General features: G+C 39.3%; 12 protein-coding genes. 10 read left to right on the plus strand and 2 right to left on the minus strand.

Annotated elements, in window-relative coordinates:
• Positions 1–90 precede the first annotated feature (90 nt).
• Both AB1Z56_RS10880 and AB1Z56_RS10885 read right to left on the minus strand, forming a co-directional pair.
• Positions 91–516 (minus strand): GNAT family N-acetyltransferase, encoded by a 426-nt coding sequence (locus tag AB1Z56_RS10880; RefSeq protein ID WP_426792039.1) that lies wholly within the window; start codon positions 514–516, stop codon positions 91–93.
• Between the two features lie 27 nt (positions 517–543).
• A complete protein-coding gene (locus AB1Z56_RS10885) occupies positions 544–993 on the minus strand; it encodes a DUF1572 family protein (RefSeq protein ID WP_309363722.1) in 450 nt (149 codons plus the stop codon).
• Positions 994–1,517: 524 nt separating this feature from the next.
• On the opposite strand from AB1Z56_RS10885, the gene AB1Z56_RS10890 reads away from it, so the two are divergent.
• The 10 genes from AB1Z56_RS10890 to AB1Z56_RS10935 all read left to right on the plus strand — a co-directional run bounded on the left by AB1Z56_RS10890 (position 1,518) and on the right by AB1Z56_RS10935 (position 17,116).
• Entirely contained in the window at positions 1,518–2,831 is a 1,314-nt protein-coding gene (locus tag AB1Z56_RS10890) for an ATP-binding protein (protein ID WP_309363719.1), read from the plus strand.
• Positions 2,832–2,923: 92 nt separating this feature from the next.
• Positions 2,924–3,523, plus strand: a complete 600-nt coding sequence (locus AB1Z56_RS10895) for a TetR/AcrR family transcriptional regulator (RefSeq protein WP_426792040.1) — start codon at positions 2,924–2,926, stop codon at positions 3,521–3,523.
• Between the two features lie 79 nt (positions 3,524–3,602).
• Positions 3,603–4,805, plus strand: a complete 1,203-nt coding sequence (locus AB1Z56_RS10900) for an efflux RND transporter periplasmic adaptor subunit (RefSeq protein ID WP_426792041.1) — start codon at positions 3,603–3,605, stop codon at positions 4,803–4,805.
• Positions 4,806–4,818: 13 nt separating this feature from the next.
• A complete protein-coding gene (locus AB1Z56_RS10905; RefSeq protein WP_426792042.1) occupies positions 4,819–8,007 on the plus strand; it encodes an efflux RND transporter permease subunit in 3,189 nt (1,062 codons plus the stop codon).
• A gap of 6 nt (positions 8,008–8,013) precedes the next feature.
• Positions 8,014–9,459 (plus strand): efflux transporter outer membrane subunit, encoded by a 1,446-nt coding sequence (locus AB1Z56_RS10910; protein WP_426792043.1) that lies wholly within the window; start codon positions 8,014–8,016, stop codon positions 9,457–9,459.
• Between the two features lie 286 nt (positions 9,460–9,745).
• Positions 9,746–10,228 (plus strand): DUF4822 domain-containing protein, encoded by a 483-nt coding sequence (locus AB1Z56_RS10915; protein ID WP_153848369.1) that lies wholly within the window; start codon positions 9,746–9,748, stop codon positions 10,226–10,228.
• Between the two features lie 384 nt (positions 10,229–10,612).
• Positions 10,613–11,716: a sensor histidine kinase gene (locus AB1Z56_RS10920; protein WP_313266926.1), complete on the plus strand. Its 1,104-nt coding sequence runs from the start codon at positions 10,613–10,615 to the stop codon at positions 11,714–11,716.
• Complete coding sequence (locus AB1Z56_RS10925) at positions 11,716–12,477, plus strand: LytR/AlgR family response regulator transcription factor (protein WP_120332713.1); 762 nt, start codon at positions 11,716–11,718, stop codon at positions 12,475–12,477. Before AB1Z56_RS10920 ends, AB1Z56_RS10925 begins: the two co-directional genes overlap by 1 nt.
• Before the next feature lie 242 nt (positions 12,478–12,719).
• Complete coding sequence (locus AB1Z56_RS10930) at positions 12,720–13,838, plus strand: efflux RND transporter periplasmic adaptor subunit (RefSeq protein ID WP_426792044.1); 1,119 nt, start codon at positions 12,720–12,722, stop codon at positions 13,836–13,838.
• A gap of 116 nt (positions 13,839–13,954) precedes the next feature.
• A complete protein-coding gene (locus AB1Z56_RS10935) occupies positions 13,955–17,116 on the plus strand; it encodes an efflux RND transporter permease subunit (protein WP_153848365.1) in 3,162 nt (1,053 codons plus the stop codon).
• The last annotated feature ends 1 nt before the right edge of the window (position 17,117 follow it).

A 17,117-nucleotide genomic window follows, 5' to 3' on the forward strand; every position in this document is an offset into this window, starting at 1 on the left:
TCTATTTTTACAATAGTCAACACTCCTAAAATGATCGCATACTATGAGCAACGACAACATCGATTGTTGATCAACGCTAAAGTTCTCCTTTTAAAGCAAGGAATCAAAGACTTTCTGTTCCTTTTTTAGTTTAAAGCCTATACTTTCGTAAAATTTGTGGCTCTCCGTTCGAATAACATTGCACCGAACACGCAAGCGACACCCCCCTATTGACCTTGCCCAATCTGTGGCTTCCTTCACTAATAATCGACCTAGCCCCTGACCACGGTATTGATCGTCGACAACCAGGCCCATGATTTCCACATAGGCACCGGTCTCCAAACTGATGACCCGATGTAGCTGAATCCAGCCAATAACCTTTTCATCAGTGGTTCCAACGAATACACCATAGTCTTGTTGAGACAATACACCAGTCAAAATAGTCTTTGCCTTTTCAGCATCTCCAGAATACCCGAGCTGTTCGGTCAAACCTGCGATTTCCGGACAATCCGACAAGACCGCCTTTCTTATATTCATGACATAAATATTTTAATAATCAACCATTTAATATTGATCCAATAATCGGCGATGATAGTTTATTTGCCCCAAATGATAAGTCAAATGTGTGGTCAAATGGACAAGAAAATAGGCTGTTGTCGTTTTCTCTTCGAACACCAAAATTGGATAAATTTCTTCCAGTTGATCTTCTGACAAAAGGTCTAATGCCTTGGTTACGACTGCAATCGTATCATCGATTTTATCCAATAATATGGAGCGAGGGATATCCTTCAAAGAAAACTCTGCTGCTCGATCCCTGATATACCCCGTTTTCCCTATTTCAGCACCGATATAAGTCTGTAGATTTCCAATCAAGTGCAAACACAGGTTTCCGGCCGAATTTGAAATACAATTTTCAATAATCCATATATTCTCTTCCTGTCTGTACAAAGAGATTTCATCTCGAAGCTTTTTTAAATCCCGGTGGAAAAGACTTTTTAAAGTTTGTATAAGCATGCGTTAAATGTAATCATAATTTCTACTTACCGACAACAAACTACCTTAATGAAACAATCACTTACAATTACAAGTCATAGTATATCGAAAATATCCGCTTTAAACTTCCAACAGCGTGGGATAATATGTAACTTCAATCAGATATAATCAAAATTTTATGCCATACAATCAAAATAACAATGAAGATATTTCAGAAATTTCCAGAGAAAACCTGGCTAATTTTTAGCATTTTAACACTATCCATCACCCTATTTTCCATCAAATGCGGCAGTGCTTCTGACGGGAATGATCGTATAGGCTTCCCATTCCCCTTTTATGAATACTTTGGCGGAAAGCGCTCGATCCCCATGGAAAATCGACGTTCATTTCACGCTATTTACCTTTTTTTCAATCTGCTTATCTATTTTGGTCTAGCATATTTTTTTAGCATTTTGATAAAGAAAAACAAAAAATAACGTATTTTAATATTGAATAAAATTTTCCCAATTTCACTACAAACAAATTTCAAATCAAAAAACTGGACAATGAAGAAAAGTGCTAAGATAACCAATCAGAGTATAGAATCGGCAGGGCTACCCAAAGACCCTAAACATGTTATCGCTGAATATATATGGAATGGATTTGATGCAAAAGCAACCGAAATTGATCTCTTCATCGACAGCAACGAATTGGGATATATTAATCAGATAAGCATAAATGATAATGGAGAAGGAATAAACTTGGATACACTCTCCTACTCATTTGGAAATTTTTTGGATTCGATAAAAAAGAACAGTCTAAAACGTAGTTCCTATACTAGAGGAAAAAAAGGAAAAGGACGCTTTTCTTTCTCTCTTTTTGCTACACGTGCTAGTTGGGATACCACTTTTAAAGAAGGTGAAAACTTGAAGACCTACCGCATTCAAATCGATAGAGAAAGTAAAGAACAGTATGATATGAGCGAAAGCAGACTGTCCGAACGTAAAAATACCGGAACACAAGTTAGCCTTGAAGGCGTTTTTGGACTAAATGCTATTTTTTTCGAAAGTGATGAATTTACAAATTTCTTAGCACAGGAATTTGGCTGGTTTCTGTATCTAAATAAAGTGCTAAACTACAGCATACGTATTAATGGCAAACAATTGACTTATGATCACTTAATTCAAGAAACCGACCGTCTTTCCTGGACGACCTATGCCCCAGACGGAAACTCTTCTTATAATTTTACGATCAATTACATTCGCTGGAACCAGCAAATCGGTGATCGATATTACTATTATTTCCTGAATAGCGAAAAGAAAGAAATTGCAAAAGTACTCAGCAGCTTTAATAACAATGCAATCAATTTCCACCACTCTGTATATATAGATTCCAGTTTCTTTGACCATTTCGAACAGGAAGATATCGCCGTCTCCACAGATGATAATCTTTTTTCAGGAAAAACCAAACAAGTTGTCTACCGCAATCTGCTCGCTGAATTACGCGATTTCCTGGATAGGAAACAGAAAAAATATGTATTAGAACATGCAGTTGCCGTCAAACTTGTGGACCTGGAAAAAAAAGGGCTTCTACCCATCTATACACAATCTGAAAAGGATGAAAAAAGAAAACGTACCCTCCTGGCGCTGATTCAAGAAATATATATTGTAGATCCACGCATTTTCTTTGGCATAAAAACAGATCTCATTCAAACCTATTTAGGTTTTATTGATCTTTTATTGCAATCGGAAAAAAGCAAAGACATTCTTCCGATTATCGAGCAGGCTCTTCCGTTAACCGATAAAGAAAAGAATCGTATAAAGCAGGTTTTAGCGCTTGCTAGCGATGATGAAAACAACATCTCTGATCAAGAAAAATAGCGTGTTTTTATTTAATGACTTTTAGATGTCAATAAATAAAATAAAAAGTTAGACTTTTGCTTAACACTGTTAAATTATTTACGCATTGACACATGGGCAGTAAAGAACGTATACAAAGGCTCAAAGATGAGAATAGAACCAACATTCTAGATGCTGCGCTCCAAATTGTAAAAGAAGAGGGCTGGCAAGCTTTGAGTATGCGTAAAATTGCAGATATCATTGAATATACTGCTCCTATGATTTATGAGTATTTTGCCAATAAAGATGCTATTCTAACAGAACTTGCCAACCAAGGTTATCTCCTGCTTGCCAAGAAAGTAAGACAGTCAAAATCAACAGAAACCGATCTGGAGAAACAATTGGAAGCAATGTGGTTTAGTTATTGGGATTTTGCTTTTGAGGAACGCGAATTATACCAGTTAATGTTCGGCATCGGTACAGCATGCTGTGGGTTTGAAAAAACTTATAAATGTGCTGAATCCCATGGTAAGCTGATTAGTGATGTCATCCGTGAAATCATGAAAGAGAAAAATCCATCCGAAGAACTGATCTGCAGAAAGTACTTCACCTATTGGTCTATTATACATGGACTGATTTCGATCAATCTTGTCAATCAAGGTAATGGCGATAATACCAATCAGGAAGTACTGAAGGATGCTATTTATGGCATTACACGCTCTCTGACTGACTAAATTTTTTTACACTAAAAAATACAACGTTAAAAAATCTAACACCGTTAAATACACCAAAACTTCAATTTTTTAATATCACATGAAAACAAATTTATCACCAAGTCTTAAGAGGATTTACGTTCCAGCACTTAACAGTGTTAAACGAATTAATATCGTAAAGACTGCATATGTGCTGAGTGCAATCTTTCTATATAGCTGCTCAACAGGAACAAGCAAACCTATTGATCCACCGCCAGTTAACCTTCCCGTCGTTACAATCGAGAATGGTAATGAAACCGTTTATCAAGAATATCCGGCTACAATCGAAGCTTCTGCCAATATTGAGATTAGACCTCAGGTAGAGGGAATCTTGGAACACATTTATGTCGATGAAGGAGCGAAAGTAACGCAAGGCCAGGCGCTTTTTAAAATCAACGACCGCCCCTATCAGGAACAATTAAACCAAGCGAAGGCAAATTTACTAGCAGCAAAAGCTAGTCTGGAAAATGCGGAGTTAGAAGTCGAAAAGAAAACAAAACTGGTGAATACCAAAGTACTGACAGACTTCCAGCTAAAAACAGCTATTAGCGCACGTAATGCCGCTAAGGCAAACGTACAATTGGCACTATCGGCCGTTGAAACTGCAAAAATCAATGTTGGCTATACGCTGATCCGAGCTTCTGCCGAAGGATATATTGGTAGACTACAACGAAAACAGGGAAGCTTGGTAGGTCCAACAGATCCACAGCCACTTACAGCGCTGTCGAATGTCAGAGACCTCCATGTTTACTTCTCCTTGGGAGAAAATGATTTTATCTCATTCAAAAACAACACCGAAGGCAATAATCTGCAACAAAAACTAAACAATCTTCCTCCGATTAGTTTGGTTCTTTCCGACCAGACAATTTATGATCAGAAAGGAAAAATAGATATGGTAGATGGACAGTTTGATAAAAATACAGGCGCTATTACCCTTCGGGCCACCTTCAACAACCCAGAGGGGGTCTTGCGCAACGGTAATACTGGTCGCGTAAGGTTACCAAAAAAATATGCGCAAACATTATTGGTACCGCAGCTTGCAACACTTGAGATGCAGGACAAAATCTTCGTTTATACAGTTGGAAAAGAAAATAAAGTCGTTCAACAGCCAATTACTGTCGTTGGAAAAAGCGGCGCTAACTACCTCGTTAGTAAAGGGGTAAATGCGGGAGACCGTATCGTTTATAAAGGCATTGACCTTCTTCAGGACGGGCAAAAGATTACGCCACAAGCTTTATCAAAAGACAGCATCAATTCATTATAATTAGAAAAATCACATGCTTAAGAAATTTATAGAACGACCGGTACTCGCCACCGTTATCTCCATATTACTGGTCATATTGGGTGTGATCGGTATCTTAAAACTGCCATTGCAGCAGTTCCCTGATATAGCACCGCCAGCGGTGCAAGTAACGGCACTATACCCCGGGGCAAATGCCGAAACTGTTCTTCGTGCTGTAGCTCCCTCACTAGAAGAGTCCATCAACGGTGTAGAAAATATGAGCTATATGAGCTCCACCGCCAGTAACGACGGCTCCCTGATGATTACCGTATATTTTAAACTTGGTACAGACCCAGACCAAGCTGCTGTCAATGTTCAAAATCGTGTGGCACAGGCAACCAGCCAATTACCGGCGGAAGTTGTACAAGCCGGAATCACGACTGCAAAACAACAAAACAGCTTAATCATGGTATTGGATCTCTACACGGAAGATCAAGGTAAATACGATCAAACCTTCATTACCAATTACGCACAGATCAATATTATCCCTGAGCTTAAACGTATTCCGGGAGTTGGACAAGCACTCGCTTTCGGTGGTAGCAAAGACTATTCAATGCGCGTATGGCTTAATCCAAATCAAATGGCGGCTTATAAATTGACGCCTGAGGAAGTAATGGCTGCAATTCAAGATAAAAACGTTGAAGCAGCGCCAGGTAAATTCGGAGAAAGCAGTCGCGAAGCATTCGAATTTGTTATCAAATATAAAGGTAAACTCAATCAACCTAGTGACTACGAAAATATTATTATCCGCTCCAATACAGATGGTTCTGTGCTAAAACTTAAAGATGTAGCCCGGGTAGAATTAGGATCTTATACCTATGCGAGCCACACCCGTATCAATGGAAAAGCAGGATTGAACATTGGTGTCATGCAGTTAGCTGGCTCAAACGCCAATGAGATCCAGATAGCGATCCAAGAATTTATGGAAAAAGCATCCTTAAGTTTTCCTAAAGGGGTCAAATATCTTGTTTTATACAATACCAAAGATGCCCTTGATCAGTCTATTGATCAAGTAAAACACACATTGGTTGAAGCATTTGTACTTGTATTTTTAGTTGTTTTTCTATTCCTGCAGGATTTTAGATCGACTTTGATACCTGCAATAGCTGTACCGGTAGCCATTGTAGGAACATTTTTCTTTATGCAGCTCTTTGGCTTTTCCATCAACTTACTGACTTTGTTTGCGCTCGTGCTTGCCATCGGTATTGTCGTCGATGATGCAATCGTGGTGGTGGAAGCTGTTCATGCTAAAATGGAGCATGAGAACTTACCGCCTAAATTGGCGACAACCTCTGCCATGAGTGAAATCACCGGAGCGATTATATCCATCACGTTGGTCATGTCTGCGGTGTTCCTTCCCATCGGTTTTATGGAAGGTTCCACAGGTGTCTTTTATAGGCAGTTTGCGTTCACACTAGCAATTGCGATCGTTATTTCTGCAATTAATGCCTTGACACTGAGCCCTGCCCTTTGTGCGTTATTTTTAAAACCGACGCATCATGCACATGCTGGCGCTAAGAAGCTCAATTTTAAAGAACGTTTCTTCGCTGGATTCAATGTTGGCTTTGACCGACTTACGAAAAATTATTTAGGTAGCTTACGGTTTTTAATTCGTTATAAGTGGGTTGCATTTGCAGGATTGGGAATTACCCTACTTTTGACCGTATTTATGATCCGTAAAACACCTACAGGATTTATTCCTTCGGAAGATCAAGGATTTATTGCAGTCTCGTTATCAATGCCTGCCGGAGCCTCTTTAGACCGTACATCTGGTGCATTGGCCGAAGCGGAGAAACAACTTCAACATGCTGATTTTACCAAAACTTTAAATGTACTTGCTGGTTTCAATATTTTGACACAATCCACAAGTCCCTCAGCCGGTGTTGCATTTATCCTTCTTAAACCACATGAAGATCGTGGCAAGATAAAAGACATCAATGCTATTATGGCCGATGTCAATCAACGCTTGGCAAATATCAAAGGGGCAAATTTCTTTGTCTTTACCTTCCCTACTGTCCCAGGATTCAGTAACGTGGATGGTCTGGATATGGTACTACAGGACAGGACCGGTGGACAACTCGGAAAATTCAGTGGCATAGGCCAAAAGTTCATTGGCGAATTGATGAAACGTCCAGAAATTATGATGGCTTTCACGACCTTTAAAGCAGACTATCCACAATATGAGCTCCAGGTAGATGATATCAAAGCAGAACAACTTGGCGTAAGCACAAAAAGCATTTTACAGACTATGCAAGCCTATTTTGGTAGTGCCCAAGCCTCAGATTTTAATCGTTTTGGAAAGTATTATCGTGTGATGGTTCAAGCTGATGCCAAGGATAGAAGTGAACCAACTTCGATGGACGGTATTTTTGTAAAAAACAGATTGGGAGACATGGTTCCCATCAATACATTAGTCAAATTAGAACGTGTATATGGACCGGAAACAGCATCTCGTTACAACTTATTTAATTCGATTGGAATAAATGCGATACCAAAACCGGGCTATAGTTCCGGAGATGCTATCCGTGCTGTTGAAGAGGTTGCGAAAAAACAATTGCCAACCGGATTTACTTATGAGTTCTCAGGTATGACTAAAGAAGAAATTGTCTCCGGAGGACAGTCTACGTTGATTTTTATTCTCTGTCTGATATTCGTTTATTTCTTGCTTGCAGCACAGTATGAAAGCTACATCATTCCATTAGCGGTTATTCTCTCCATTCCGACCGGTATATTTGGCGTATTTGCAGCAATTAGTTTCACTGATATTGCCAACAACATCTATGTACAAGTCGCACTTGTCATGTTGATTGGTTTATTGGCAAAAAATGCGATTTTGATTGTAGAATTTGCGATTCAGGGGCGCAAACAGGGGCTTTCTATTCCAAGTGCTGCACTTAAAGCGGCAAGATTGCGCTTGAGACCTATTATCATGACTTCGCTGGCATTTATTGTTGGTATGATACCAATGATGACAGCAGTAGGCCCCTCAGCTCAAGGAAATCATTCAATCAGTATCGCCGCTGCGGGTGGGATGCTTACAGGAGTCGTTTTGGGGCTTTTTATTATCCCTATTCTCTTTATCGTCTTCCAATTTATTCAAGAGAAGATAGGACGTGCTCCGCAACAAAAACAGTCTGAAAATAATGCTGTTTCGTTGGAAATACCCGTGCATACAAACAATTAGTAAATCATGGCAACATTTAAATACATAAATAGCAAAGCAAAATTACTGACCGTTTTCATCCTGTCTTTTGTCGCATGGTCTTGTAAAACAGATAAGTTGGTCAGCAATAAAAACCTTGCCCCTAGCCTCCCTGATCAATACCGTGATCAGGGAAAAGCACTGCAAGAAAATAGTATAGGTTCTATTCCTTGGCGCGATTTTTTTAAGGATCAGGTCCTACAAACTTTAATTGACAGCGCGATTCAGCACAACTTGGATATGCAGCTGGCATTAAAGAATATCGAAGCATCTCAACTGAGTTTGAAACAAGCAAAGGCAAACTATCTTCCTGCGGCACAGCTGCAGATTCGGGGAAATAGCACCAATCCATCCAATAATAGTATGAATGGATTGAGCCTCGGACAGTTTTTGGGCCAACATCATGTCGAAGATTATACGGCATCTCTGGGCTTGTCTTGGGAAGCTGACCTATGGGGTAAAATCAAAAACCAAAATATTGCTGCTTTGGCTTCTTATCTGCAGACAGAAGAAGCGAAAAAAGTAATTCAGACCCAATTAATTGCACAAGTTGCACAAGGTTATTATCAACTTCTGATGCTTTATCAATTGCGTGACATCGCACAACAAAACTTACAGTTAAGCGATACAACTTTGCGAATCGTCCAACAGCAATATGAAGTTGGTGACATTACCCTACTTGCGTTAGAACAGGTTGATGCACAGCGGTTATCCGCAGCAGCCCTCATTCCGGACTTTGAACAGCAGATTAGAATGCAGGAAAATGCAATTCAGATCCTTAGTGGAAAACTCCCCCAGGAGATCAAAACGGAAGAGAAATTGGCGAACATACGCTTTCCCGAAGAATTGGCAACAGGCATACCGGCAGATTTGCTAAGCCATCGTCCCGATGTTAAACAAGCGGAACTCGCTATCACGGCTTCACAGGCCTATCAGCAATACGCAAAAGCAAAAATGTATCCTTCTTTGGTCATCAGTGCCGAAGCCGGAGTAAATGCATTCAAAGCGAGCAACTGGTTTAACTTACCTGCGTCTCTATTCGGTGCGATTACAGGAAGTATTACACAACCTATTTTCCAACGTAAGGAGCTGAAAACACAATATGAATTAGCTCGTGTCGAACAAGAAAAAAATGTGTTGATTTTCAAACAAAAGGTGATTTCTGCTGCCGGCGAGGTCTCGGATGCTTTAGTTTCCATCCAGAAATTGAAAGAAAAACAAAAGATTACATTGGAGAGAACCAGCCGTTTGAAGGAAGCTACAAAACATGCGAACCTTCTATTTGAAACAGGAATGGCTACCTATCTGGAAGTAATTACCGCCCAGAGCAATATATTACAGAGTGAGCTTGAACTCGCTCAGGTAAAAAAAGCAGAGCTTTCTGCTGTTGTTGAACTATATCGATCCTTAGGAGGTGGATGGAGCAACAACTAAAGCCTAAAAAGCAATTTTCTAATTTTATTATACATATCTGGTAGATGGGGGGCCTTTCAAGGTCCCCTGTTTTTTTGCGTACATAGTCACGCTTATATCGCCATAGTAAGCTAAATCCTTTTTAAAAAAATGCTTCAATCCCCTACTTTACGCTTTTCTTATTTTAGAGATTCTTCAACAAAAGGATTTCGTACACCGTTATAAATCCTTCAAACCTTGGAATAAAAGAGACAAATATAGCTGAAACAATGCGATTACTTTTGTGACATCATATAAATTTTATAAAATGAGAGATTTAAAAAAAATTGCATTAGCGGTATGTATCGCCTTAAGCACATTAGTAGCGGTGAGCTGCAGTAAAGATGACGAAACTGTTGTTGAGCCACAGCTTACACCAAGCGAAATATTGGCCAGTACACCCTGGGAAACAACAAACGCAAAAAATAATAAAGGAGAAAGTGTCGTGTTAACAGATGCCAATGTGTCAAATTTTGTAGGCTTTGCTTATTTCAAATCTGACGGTACATTTACCATGTTCAATCTTGACAATTCTCCCAAAATGCACGGCGACTGGACCGTATCTGCAGATGGTAAAACGAGAACAATTGTTGCTAAAAATGCAGCTGGAGAAACATTGTTTACTCGTGTGGTTGATATTACTGTATTAACGAAGAAAGAATTCACGTATAGAGTTTATCCGAACGCTAATGACAAAACGATCTATTTCGATATTATCCATACACCAACAACGCATCAAGAGCCAAAATAATTTACAGGATAACACATCGAAAAAATAGTTACCTCAATAAAACAGAAAGGCTTGACGAAATGATGTCAAGCCTTTCTGTTTATAGCTAAAAACGAACCCCATCTCCAAAGTCATTCTTTGACACTGTTATACCAACCGATCACAAAAAACAAATAACAACAAGATTTACAACCAATTAAAAAACAGAACACACAAATTTCATAAAGAATTATATTCTGATATGTCAAAACTAGATAATCTACCAGCCTTCGTCAATATACGTCTGAGTGTATCAAATTGATATTTCAGTCGGGGCTTTATACGCTTCAGCAGAAATTTGTCGCCCAATACTAAAAGGAATTACGAAATTTGCATAGATTTCACCGATACATATAAGTTAAAAGAATGCAGGATATAGCGATCTATAAAAACGATAAGACTCTAATTAGTACAAATAAAAAAAGGCTGATATTTACCTTTCTGTCCTTTCTGCTTATTTATCTCGTCGCCTATATTATTGATCCTTTCTCGAGTTGCTGGGATGGCTATTTTAAACGGAATATGTTCGAAATACTTGGTGAATGGACATTTACGATCATTTACAGCTTTATCATTTCCGAATTTAGTATCATTGTCCATGACAAGCTTAATAAATTCTTAACCTGGAAAGATAGTCCGACAGAGCGGCTTTTACTTGAAACCGTCATCAACCTTTTTGCAGTACTCTTTATCAATTTACTTCTGGAGTACCTGATTTCAAAATATTATTTTGGACCTCAAAATGTTACTATAGCCCCATCTTTGGAGGAAAAAAGGGGGATGATTCAAAACATTACAATCAGTGTATTGATTGCGTTGATGATAATGGGGATCAATATTGGTAGTCATTTGATCACCAACTGGAAGAATGAATCCATGCGCGCAGCAAAGCTTGATCAGGTCATTCTTGAAACAGAACTTCAATCGTTAAAATTACAGATCGATCCCCATTTTGTCTTTAATAACCTGAGCGTGCTCTCAGAAATCATCCTCGAAGACCAACAATTAGGCTATGAATATGCAGAAAACTTCTCCAAAATATATCGCTACCTTCTTGTCAATTCCAAAAAGGACATTATCTCACTCGAAGAAGAACTCAACTTTCTAAATTCATACATATTTCTCATCAAAAACCGATTTGGCGATGGGGTAAACTTCGAAATAAACGTCAATCCCGCCAAACGCAATTGCCAATTACCTCCTCTTACCTTACAATTATTGGTAGAAAATGCATTAAAGCATAATCAGACAAATAAGAGAAAACCGCTGAAAATAAAGGTATACACCAACTCCCAGAATCAACTTGTTGTTGAAAATATATTAATCCCTATTGAGAATGTATCCGAATCATCGGGAATCGGTATTTCAAACATCATTAAAAGATACGATTTGCTATCCAACTTAAAACTGCAAATAAAAAATGATGGCAAATCATTTAACGTTATCCTCCCACTTTTAGCGCAAGCATAATGAATATAACCAAAGTATTAATCATCGAGGACGAAAAACTCAATGCCGATCGTTTAAAACGACTTTTGAAGGAAATAAAGCCATCCATCGTTATTTTAGATGTCCTGGATAATATCGCTGATAGCATCAACTGGTTCAATAGCAATGAACTTCCCGACCTGGTGATGATGGATATTCGTCTATCCGATGGTTTAAGCTTTGAAATATTAGAGACTATAAAAATAGACTGCCCAATCATATTTACAACAGCATTTGACGAATACGCAGTGAGGGCCTTTAAATTCAATAGCATAGATTATTTGCTTAAACCTGTAGAAAAAACAGAGCTGGAAAATGCTATCCAAAAACTTGACTATCAAAAAGATCTCCAGATCAACCAACAACCGCTTCAAGGTTTATTGGATTTTATCTATCCGAAAGATTTTCGCTCACGCTTTTTAATTCCATTCAAAGACGGCTATAAAACCGTTCTCGTTGAAGAGATATTATACTTCTACTCCGAATTTAAACTTACTCATGCACAACTCAAATGTGGCACTGTCGAAATTGTCCCTCAAACAATGGAAGAACTCGAACAGCAATTAAATCCAAAAGTATTTTTTCGCGCCAACAGGCAATTCATTGTACATATAGATGCGATCAAAAGATTACATAACCACTTCAACGGAAAACTAAAAATAGAGATTAAAAACAACGATCAAGTGGAAATCCTTGTGAGCAGAGAAAAGGCTCAACTGCTAAAAAATTGGTTAGACTATTAATGTTAAAACTGATCCGCTTGCTCCTTTTTTCGTCAGAAAGGTAAAGTAAGTTTTTCGCGATGAAGAAGGGAATGTCAATCGATAAGACCAATATCTTCAACACAATTGGATCGTACCATTTAATATCGTAAAATTCAGATCATCACTGATACGTTTCAGTAAGCAATTGTAACGTCTCGGTAGATTTCTTTGCCTTATGGCTTAAAAGAATTCTTTTCTTTGTTTCATAATAAAATGATAAAATGGCACAAAGAACGATGACTTTAAAACCTTTCCTTACACTTATTACAGCAGCAGCATTATTATCGTCCTGTGGAGGCAACCAAGAACAACCGCAAGAGCAGGCAGTTACTGTTGACTTTATCGAATTATCTCCTACCCACGCGGAGACCGAAAAAAAATATCCTGGTACATTAGAGGGGACCGTCAACGTCGATGTCAAAGCGCAGGTAACGGGTTATCTTGATCAGATTTATGTCAAAGAAGGAGACTATGTTTCCCAGGGTCAACCCCTTTTCAAAATAAAAGCTGATGTCTACAACGAACAAGTAAACAACAGCAAGGCAGCTTACCAAGCTGCTTTATCGGCAGAACAAAATGCGAAATTGGAGATTGAAAAAATCAAACCACTTGTTGAAGGTAAAGTGTATACCGAATTACAGTTAAAAACTGCAGAGGCCAATTATGCCGCAGCTAAAGCACAGGTAGCGCAAGCACAAGCTGCACTCGGTTCATCTCAAATAAATGCCAAATTTACGTTGATCAATGCACCAGTGAGTGGTTATATCGGCCGTATTCCTAATCGGATCGGAAATTTAATTACCGCAGCAGATGCGACACCTTTAACAACGCTATCTGAAATCAATACCGTAAATGTGTATTTTTCATTGAGTGAGGCCGATTTTATAGCCTTTATCAAAGATCAGAATAACAAACCATCCAATCAACAAGCAACGCTATTACTGGCTGATGGAACCGCATACAACCATTCGGGGAAAGTCGAATTAGCCAGTGGTAACATCGACAGAACAACTGGAAGTATGGCACTTAAGGCAAGTTTCACCAATCCTGAAAAAATTCTCCGTTCGGGTGGCTCAGCCAAAGTAATCTTGAAAAAAGCGCATGAAAACGTGTTGTTGGTACCTATGGCCGCTGTCAAGGATATTCAAGACCGCTATTTCGTGTATGTTATTGGTGAGAAAAATAAAATTTCCATGAAACAGATTGAAATTGCAGGAAATACAGCTGACGCCTATTTACTAAAATCAGGACTCACAGCTGGTGAAAAAATCGTTATGAATAGAATTGATATGCTTAATGATGGAATGCAAGTTCAACCGACTAAAAAATCCACCATGTAACAAGGATAGCAGGTATAGCAAAAGCTGAACTACTCAAAGAAAGGCAACAAGCCTATACATTCCGTATTCACTTTTGGAAAAAAACGTACTAAAAGCTTTATAAAATTTAAACTAAAATGTTAAAGAAATTTATTGACAGGCCAGTTTTGGCAACTGTTATATCTATCATATTTGTCATACTGGGGGTCATCGGTCTTTTTAGGCTGCCTCAAACGCGATTCCCCGATATCGCCCCGCCAACGGTCCAAGTTACCGGAAGCTATCCCGGAGGAAATAGCGAAACAGTATTGAGATCAGTTGTGACACCCCTTGAAGAGCAAATCAATGGTGTGGAGGACATGGAATACATTACATCTACTGCAAGTAATGATGGTACATTCTCTGTACGTATTGTCTTTAAAGCAGGTGTAAATCCAGATCAGGCAGCCGTAAATGTGCAAAATAGAGTACAACAGGCTACGCCTATACTGCCACAGGAAGTTGTCCGAATGGGATTAACCACCTCCAAGCAACAAAATAGTATGATCATGATATTTAATATCTATACAGAAGATAATAAAAAATATGATGAACTATTTTTACAGAATTATGTGAACATCAACTTGATCCCACAGATCAAGCGTGTACCTGGGGTCGGTCAGGCCATGGTATTCGGTTCCAAAGATTATTCGATGCGTGTATGGTTGAATCCGCAAAAAATGGCGAGTTATGGACTTGTGCCACAAGAAGTCATTGCTGCAATTTCCAAACAAAGTTTGGAATCTGCACCTGGAAAATTAGGGGAAGAATCAAAAGCACCACTTGAATATGTCATACGCTACAAAGGGAAAAAGAACCTTCCAGAGCAGTATGAAAACATTATCGTCAAAAACAATGACGTTCAGATCGTTCGTTTAAAGGATGTCGCACGTATTGAGTTTGGCTCGATCAGTTATAGTGGTAATTCGCAAAATAATGGCCTCAATACCGTTACCATTGGTATCTTCCAGACATCAGGCTCAAACGCCAATGAAATTGAAATCGGAATCGATAAACAGATTGAAATAGCGCAGCGCTCATTCCCTCCTGGGATCAAGATTTTTAAATTGATCAGTACCAAAGAGCGCTTGGATGAAAGTACAGCCCAAGTACGCTCGACATTGATTGAAGCCTTCATTTTGGTTTTCCTCGTTGTATTCTTATTCTTACAAGACATACGATCGACTATTATTCCAGCAATCGCAGTTCCGGTAGCCATCGTAGGTACTTTTTTCTTCCTGCTGGTGTTTGGCTTTACCATCAATATATTGACGTTATTTGCCTTAGTACTCGCCATTGGTATCGTTGTCGATGATGCCATTGTCGTTGTCGAAGCAGTACACGGAAAGATGGAGACTTCCAACTTAACCGGCAAGCAGGCTACCCATAGTGCCATGAGTGAAATTACAGGGGCTGTAATCTCCATTACCTTGGTTATGTGTGCAGTTTTTATTCCCATTGGATTTATGACAGGTTCATCGGGCATGTTCTATAAACAGTTTGCCTATACTCTTGTGATCGCCATTGTGATCTCTGCGATCAATGCATTGACGCTGACACCTGCACTATGTGCATTATTGCTTAAAAATACACATGCCGAAAATCACGATGGGCAGACCCCAAAAACAGGATTTTCTCAGCGTTTTTTCAAAGCATTTAACGCTGGCTTCGAAAACATGACCAACCGATACGTTGGTTCATTAAAATTCCTGGCAAAGAAAAAATGGATTTCGGCACTTTTGATCCTGGCTACAATTGGCGTTGCTGGATACCTCATGACAAGCACTTCCAAAAGTTTCGTACCAATGGAAGATGATAACTTTGTTGTATACAGTTTGGAAATGCCCCCAGGAACGGGACTTGATCGAACCACAAAAGCAGTAGAAAAAATCGAAAAACTACTTGCCGATATCCCTTCTATTGAAAGCCATACAAGTATTACTGGATTCAATATGATCGGTAACAACTCCAGCGCAGCCTATGCAACAGGATTCATACGCCTGAAAGATAAAAAGAAGCGTGGTGAGATGAACGATATCGATCAGATTCACCAAGTGATCTCGCAAAAATTATCCAGTGTCAAAGAAGGTAACGCAATGGCCTTTCGCTCCCCTCCTGTTGATGGTTATGGTATGATGAATGGCGCAGAACTCGTCTTACAGGACAGAGCTGGTAAATCGCCGGTAGAGCTCAAAGCAATGTCCGATTCCGTTATTGCACAGATCATGAAACAACCAGGAGTACAATTTGCCTATACCATGTTCAGAGCAGATTATCCTCAGATGGAACTGGAAGTCGATGAAGACAAAGCTGCCCAACTTGGCGTAGATGTAAGTGAAATGCTTTCGTCCGTTCAAACTTACTTTGCGGGTGACCAATCATTGAATTTCAATCGTTTTGGTAAATTCTATCGGATAGCAGTTAAAGCGGATGGCATTTATAGAACCGATAAAGAGGCGTTCAACGAGATATTTGTCAAAAATAACCTTGGCCAAATGGTCCCTGTAAATACCTTGGTTACACTTCGTAAAGTTTATGGTCCTGAGTCGGTAACTCGTTATAATTTATACAATTCACTCACGATAAACGTGGTTAGTACGCCTGGTATCAGTAATGGTGCGATCATGGAAACATTGGAGAAAAATGTATTGACTAAGTTACCGGGAGACTATAGCTACGAATGGACGGGACTTAGCTTGGAAGAGAAGTCATCAGGCAATCAAACCGTACTTATCCTAGCATTAAGCTTACTATTTGTATATTTCTTACTATCAGCACAGTATGAAAGTTATTTATTGCCCCTTGCCGTCCTGTTATCAATCCCAACAGGTATGATCGGCTCTTTCCTAGGAACACGTGCTATTGGATTGGACAACAATATCTACGTCCAGGTCGGCTTGATCATGCTCATCGGTCTTTTGGCAAAAAATGCCATTTTGATTGTTGAATTTGCTTTACAGCGGAGAAGAGCAGGCTCCTCACTCATTGATTCGGCTTTGGAAGGCGCAAGAGCGCGTCTACGCCCAATCTTGATGACTTCATTGGCTTTCATTGCGGGTATGGTACCCTTGATGTTTGCTACCGGCGGAACGGCTACAGGTAACCATTCCATCAGTACAGGAGCAGCAATGGGTATGTTAAGCGGTGTTATCCTTGGGGTTATTATTATACCATTACTGTACCTGGTGTTCCAATATTTGCAAGAAAAAGTTTCGGGTAAAAAGCTTACGGACAATACAGTACACAATACAAACGATTAAA

It is taken from the genome of Sphingobacterium sp. WOUb80, assembly GCF_050058145.1.
In the GTDB taxonomy this organism is placed as follows: Bacteria; Bacteroidota; Bacteroidia; order Sphingobacteriales; family Sphingobacteriaceae; genus Sphingobacterium.

Bases quoted from the DNA above. Each gene is read 5' to 3' on its own strand.
- AB1Z56_RS10880 (WP_426792039.1), bottom strand. From the start codon at position 516: ATGAATATAAGAAAGGCGGTCTTGTCGGATTGTCCGGAAATCGCAGGT.
- AB1Z56_RS10885 (WP_309363722.1), bottom strand. From the start codon at position 993: ATGCTTATACAAACTTTAAAAAGTCTTTTCCACCGGGATTTAAAAAAG.
- AB1Z56_RS10890 (WP_309363719.1), top strand. From the start codon at position 1,518: ATGAAGAAAAGTGCTAAGATAACCAATCAGAGTATAGAATCGGCAGGG.
- AB1Z56_RS10895 (WP_426792040.1), top strand. From the start codon at position 2,924: ATGGGCAGTAAAGAACGTATACAAAGGCTCAAAGATGAGAATAGAACC.
- AB1Z56_RS10900 (WP_426792041.1), top strand. From the start codon at position 3,603: ATGAAAACAAATTTATCACCAAGTCTTAAGAGGATTTACGTTCCAGCA.
- AB1Z56_RS10905 (WP_426792042.1), top strand. From the start codon at position 4,819: ATGCTTAAGAAATTTATAGAACGACCGGTACTCGCCACCGTTATCTCC.
- AB1Z56_RS10910 (WP_426792043.1), top strand. From the start codon at position 8,014: ATGGCAACATTTAAATACATAAATAGCAAAGCAAAATTACTGACCGTT.
- AB1Z56_RS10915 (WP_153848369.1), top strand. From the start codon at position 9,746: ATGAGAGATTTAAAAAAAATTGCATTAGCGGTATGTATCGCCTTAAGC.
- AB1Z56_RS10920 (WP_313266926.1), top strand. From the start codon at position 10,613: ATGCAGGATATAGCGATCTATAAAAACGATAAGACTCTAATTAGTACA.
- AB1Z56_RS10925 (WP_120332713.1), top strand. From the start codon at position 11,716: ATGAATATAACCAAAGTATTAATCATCGAGGACGAAAAACTCAATGCC.
- AB1Z56_RS10930 (WP_426792044.1), top strand. From the start codon at position 12,720: ATGGCACAAAGAACGATGACTTTAAAACCTTTCCTTACACTTATTACA.
- AB1Z56_RS10935 (WP_153848365.1), top strand. From the start codon at position 13,955: ATGTTAAAGAAATTTATTGACAGGCCAGTTTTGGCAACTGTTATATCT.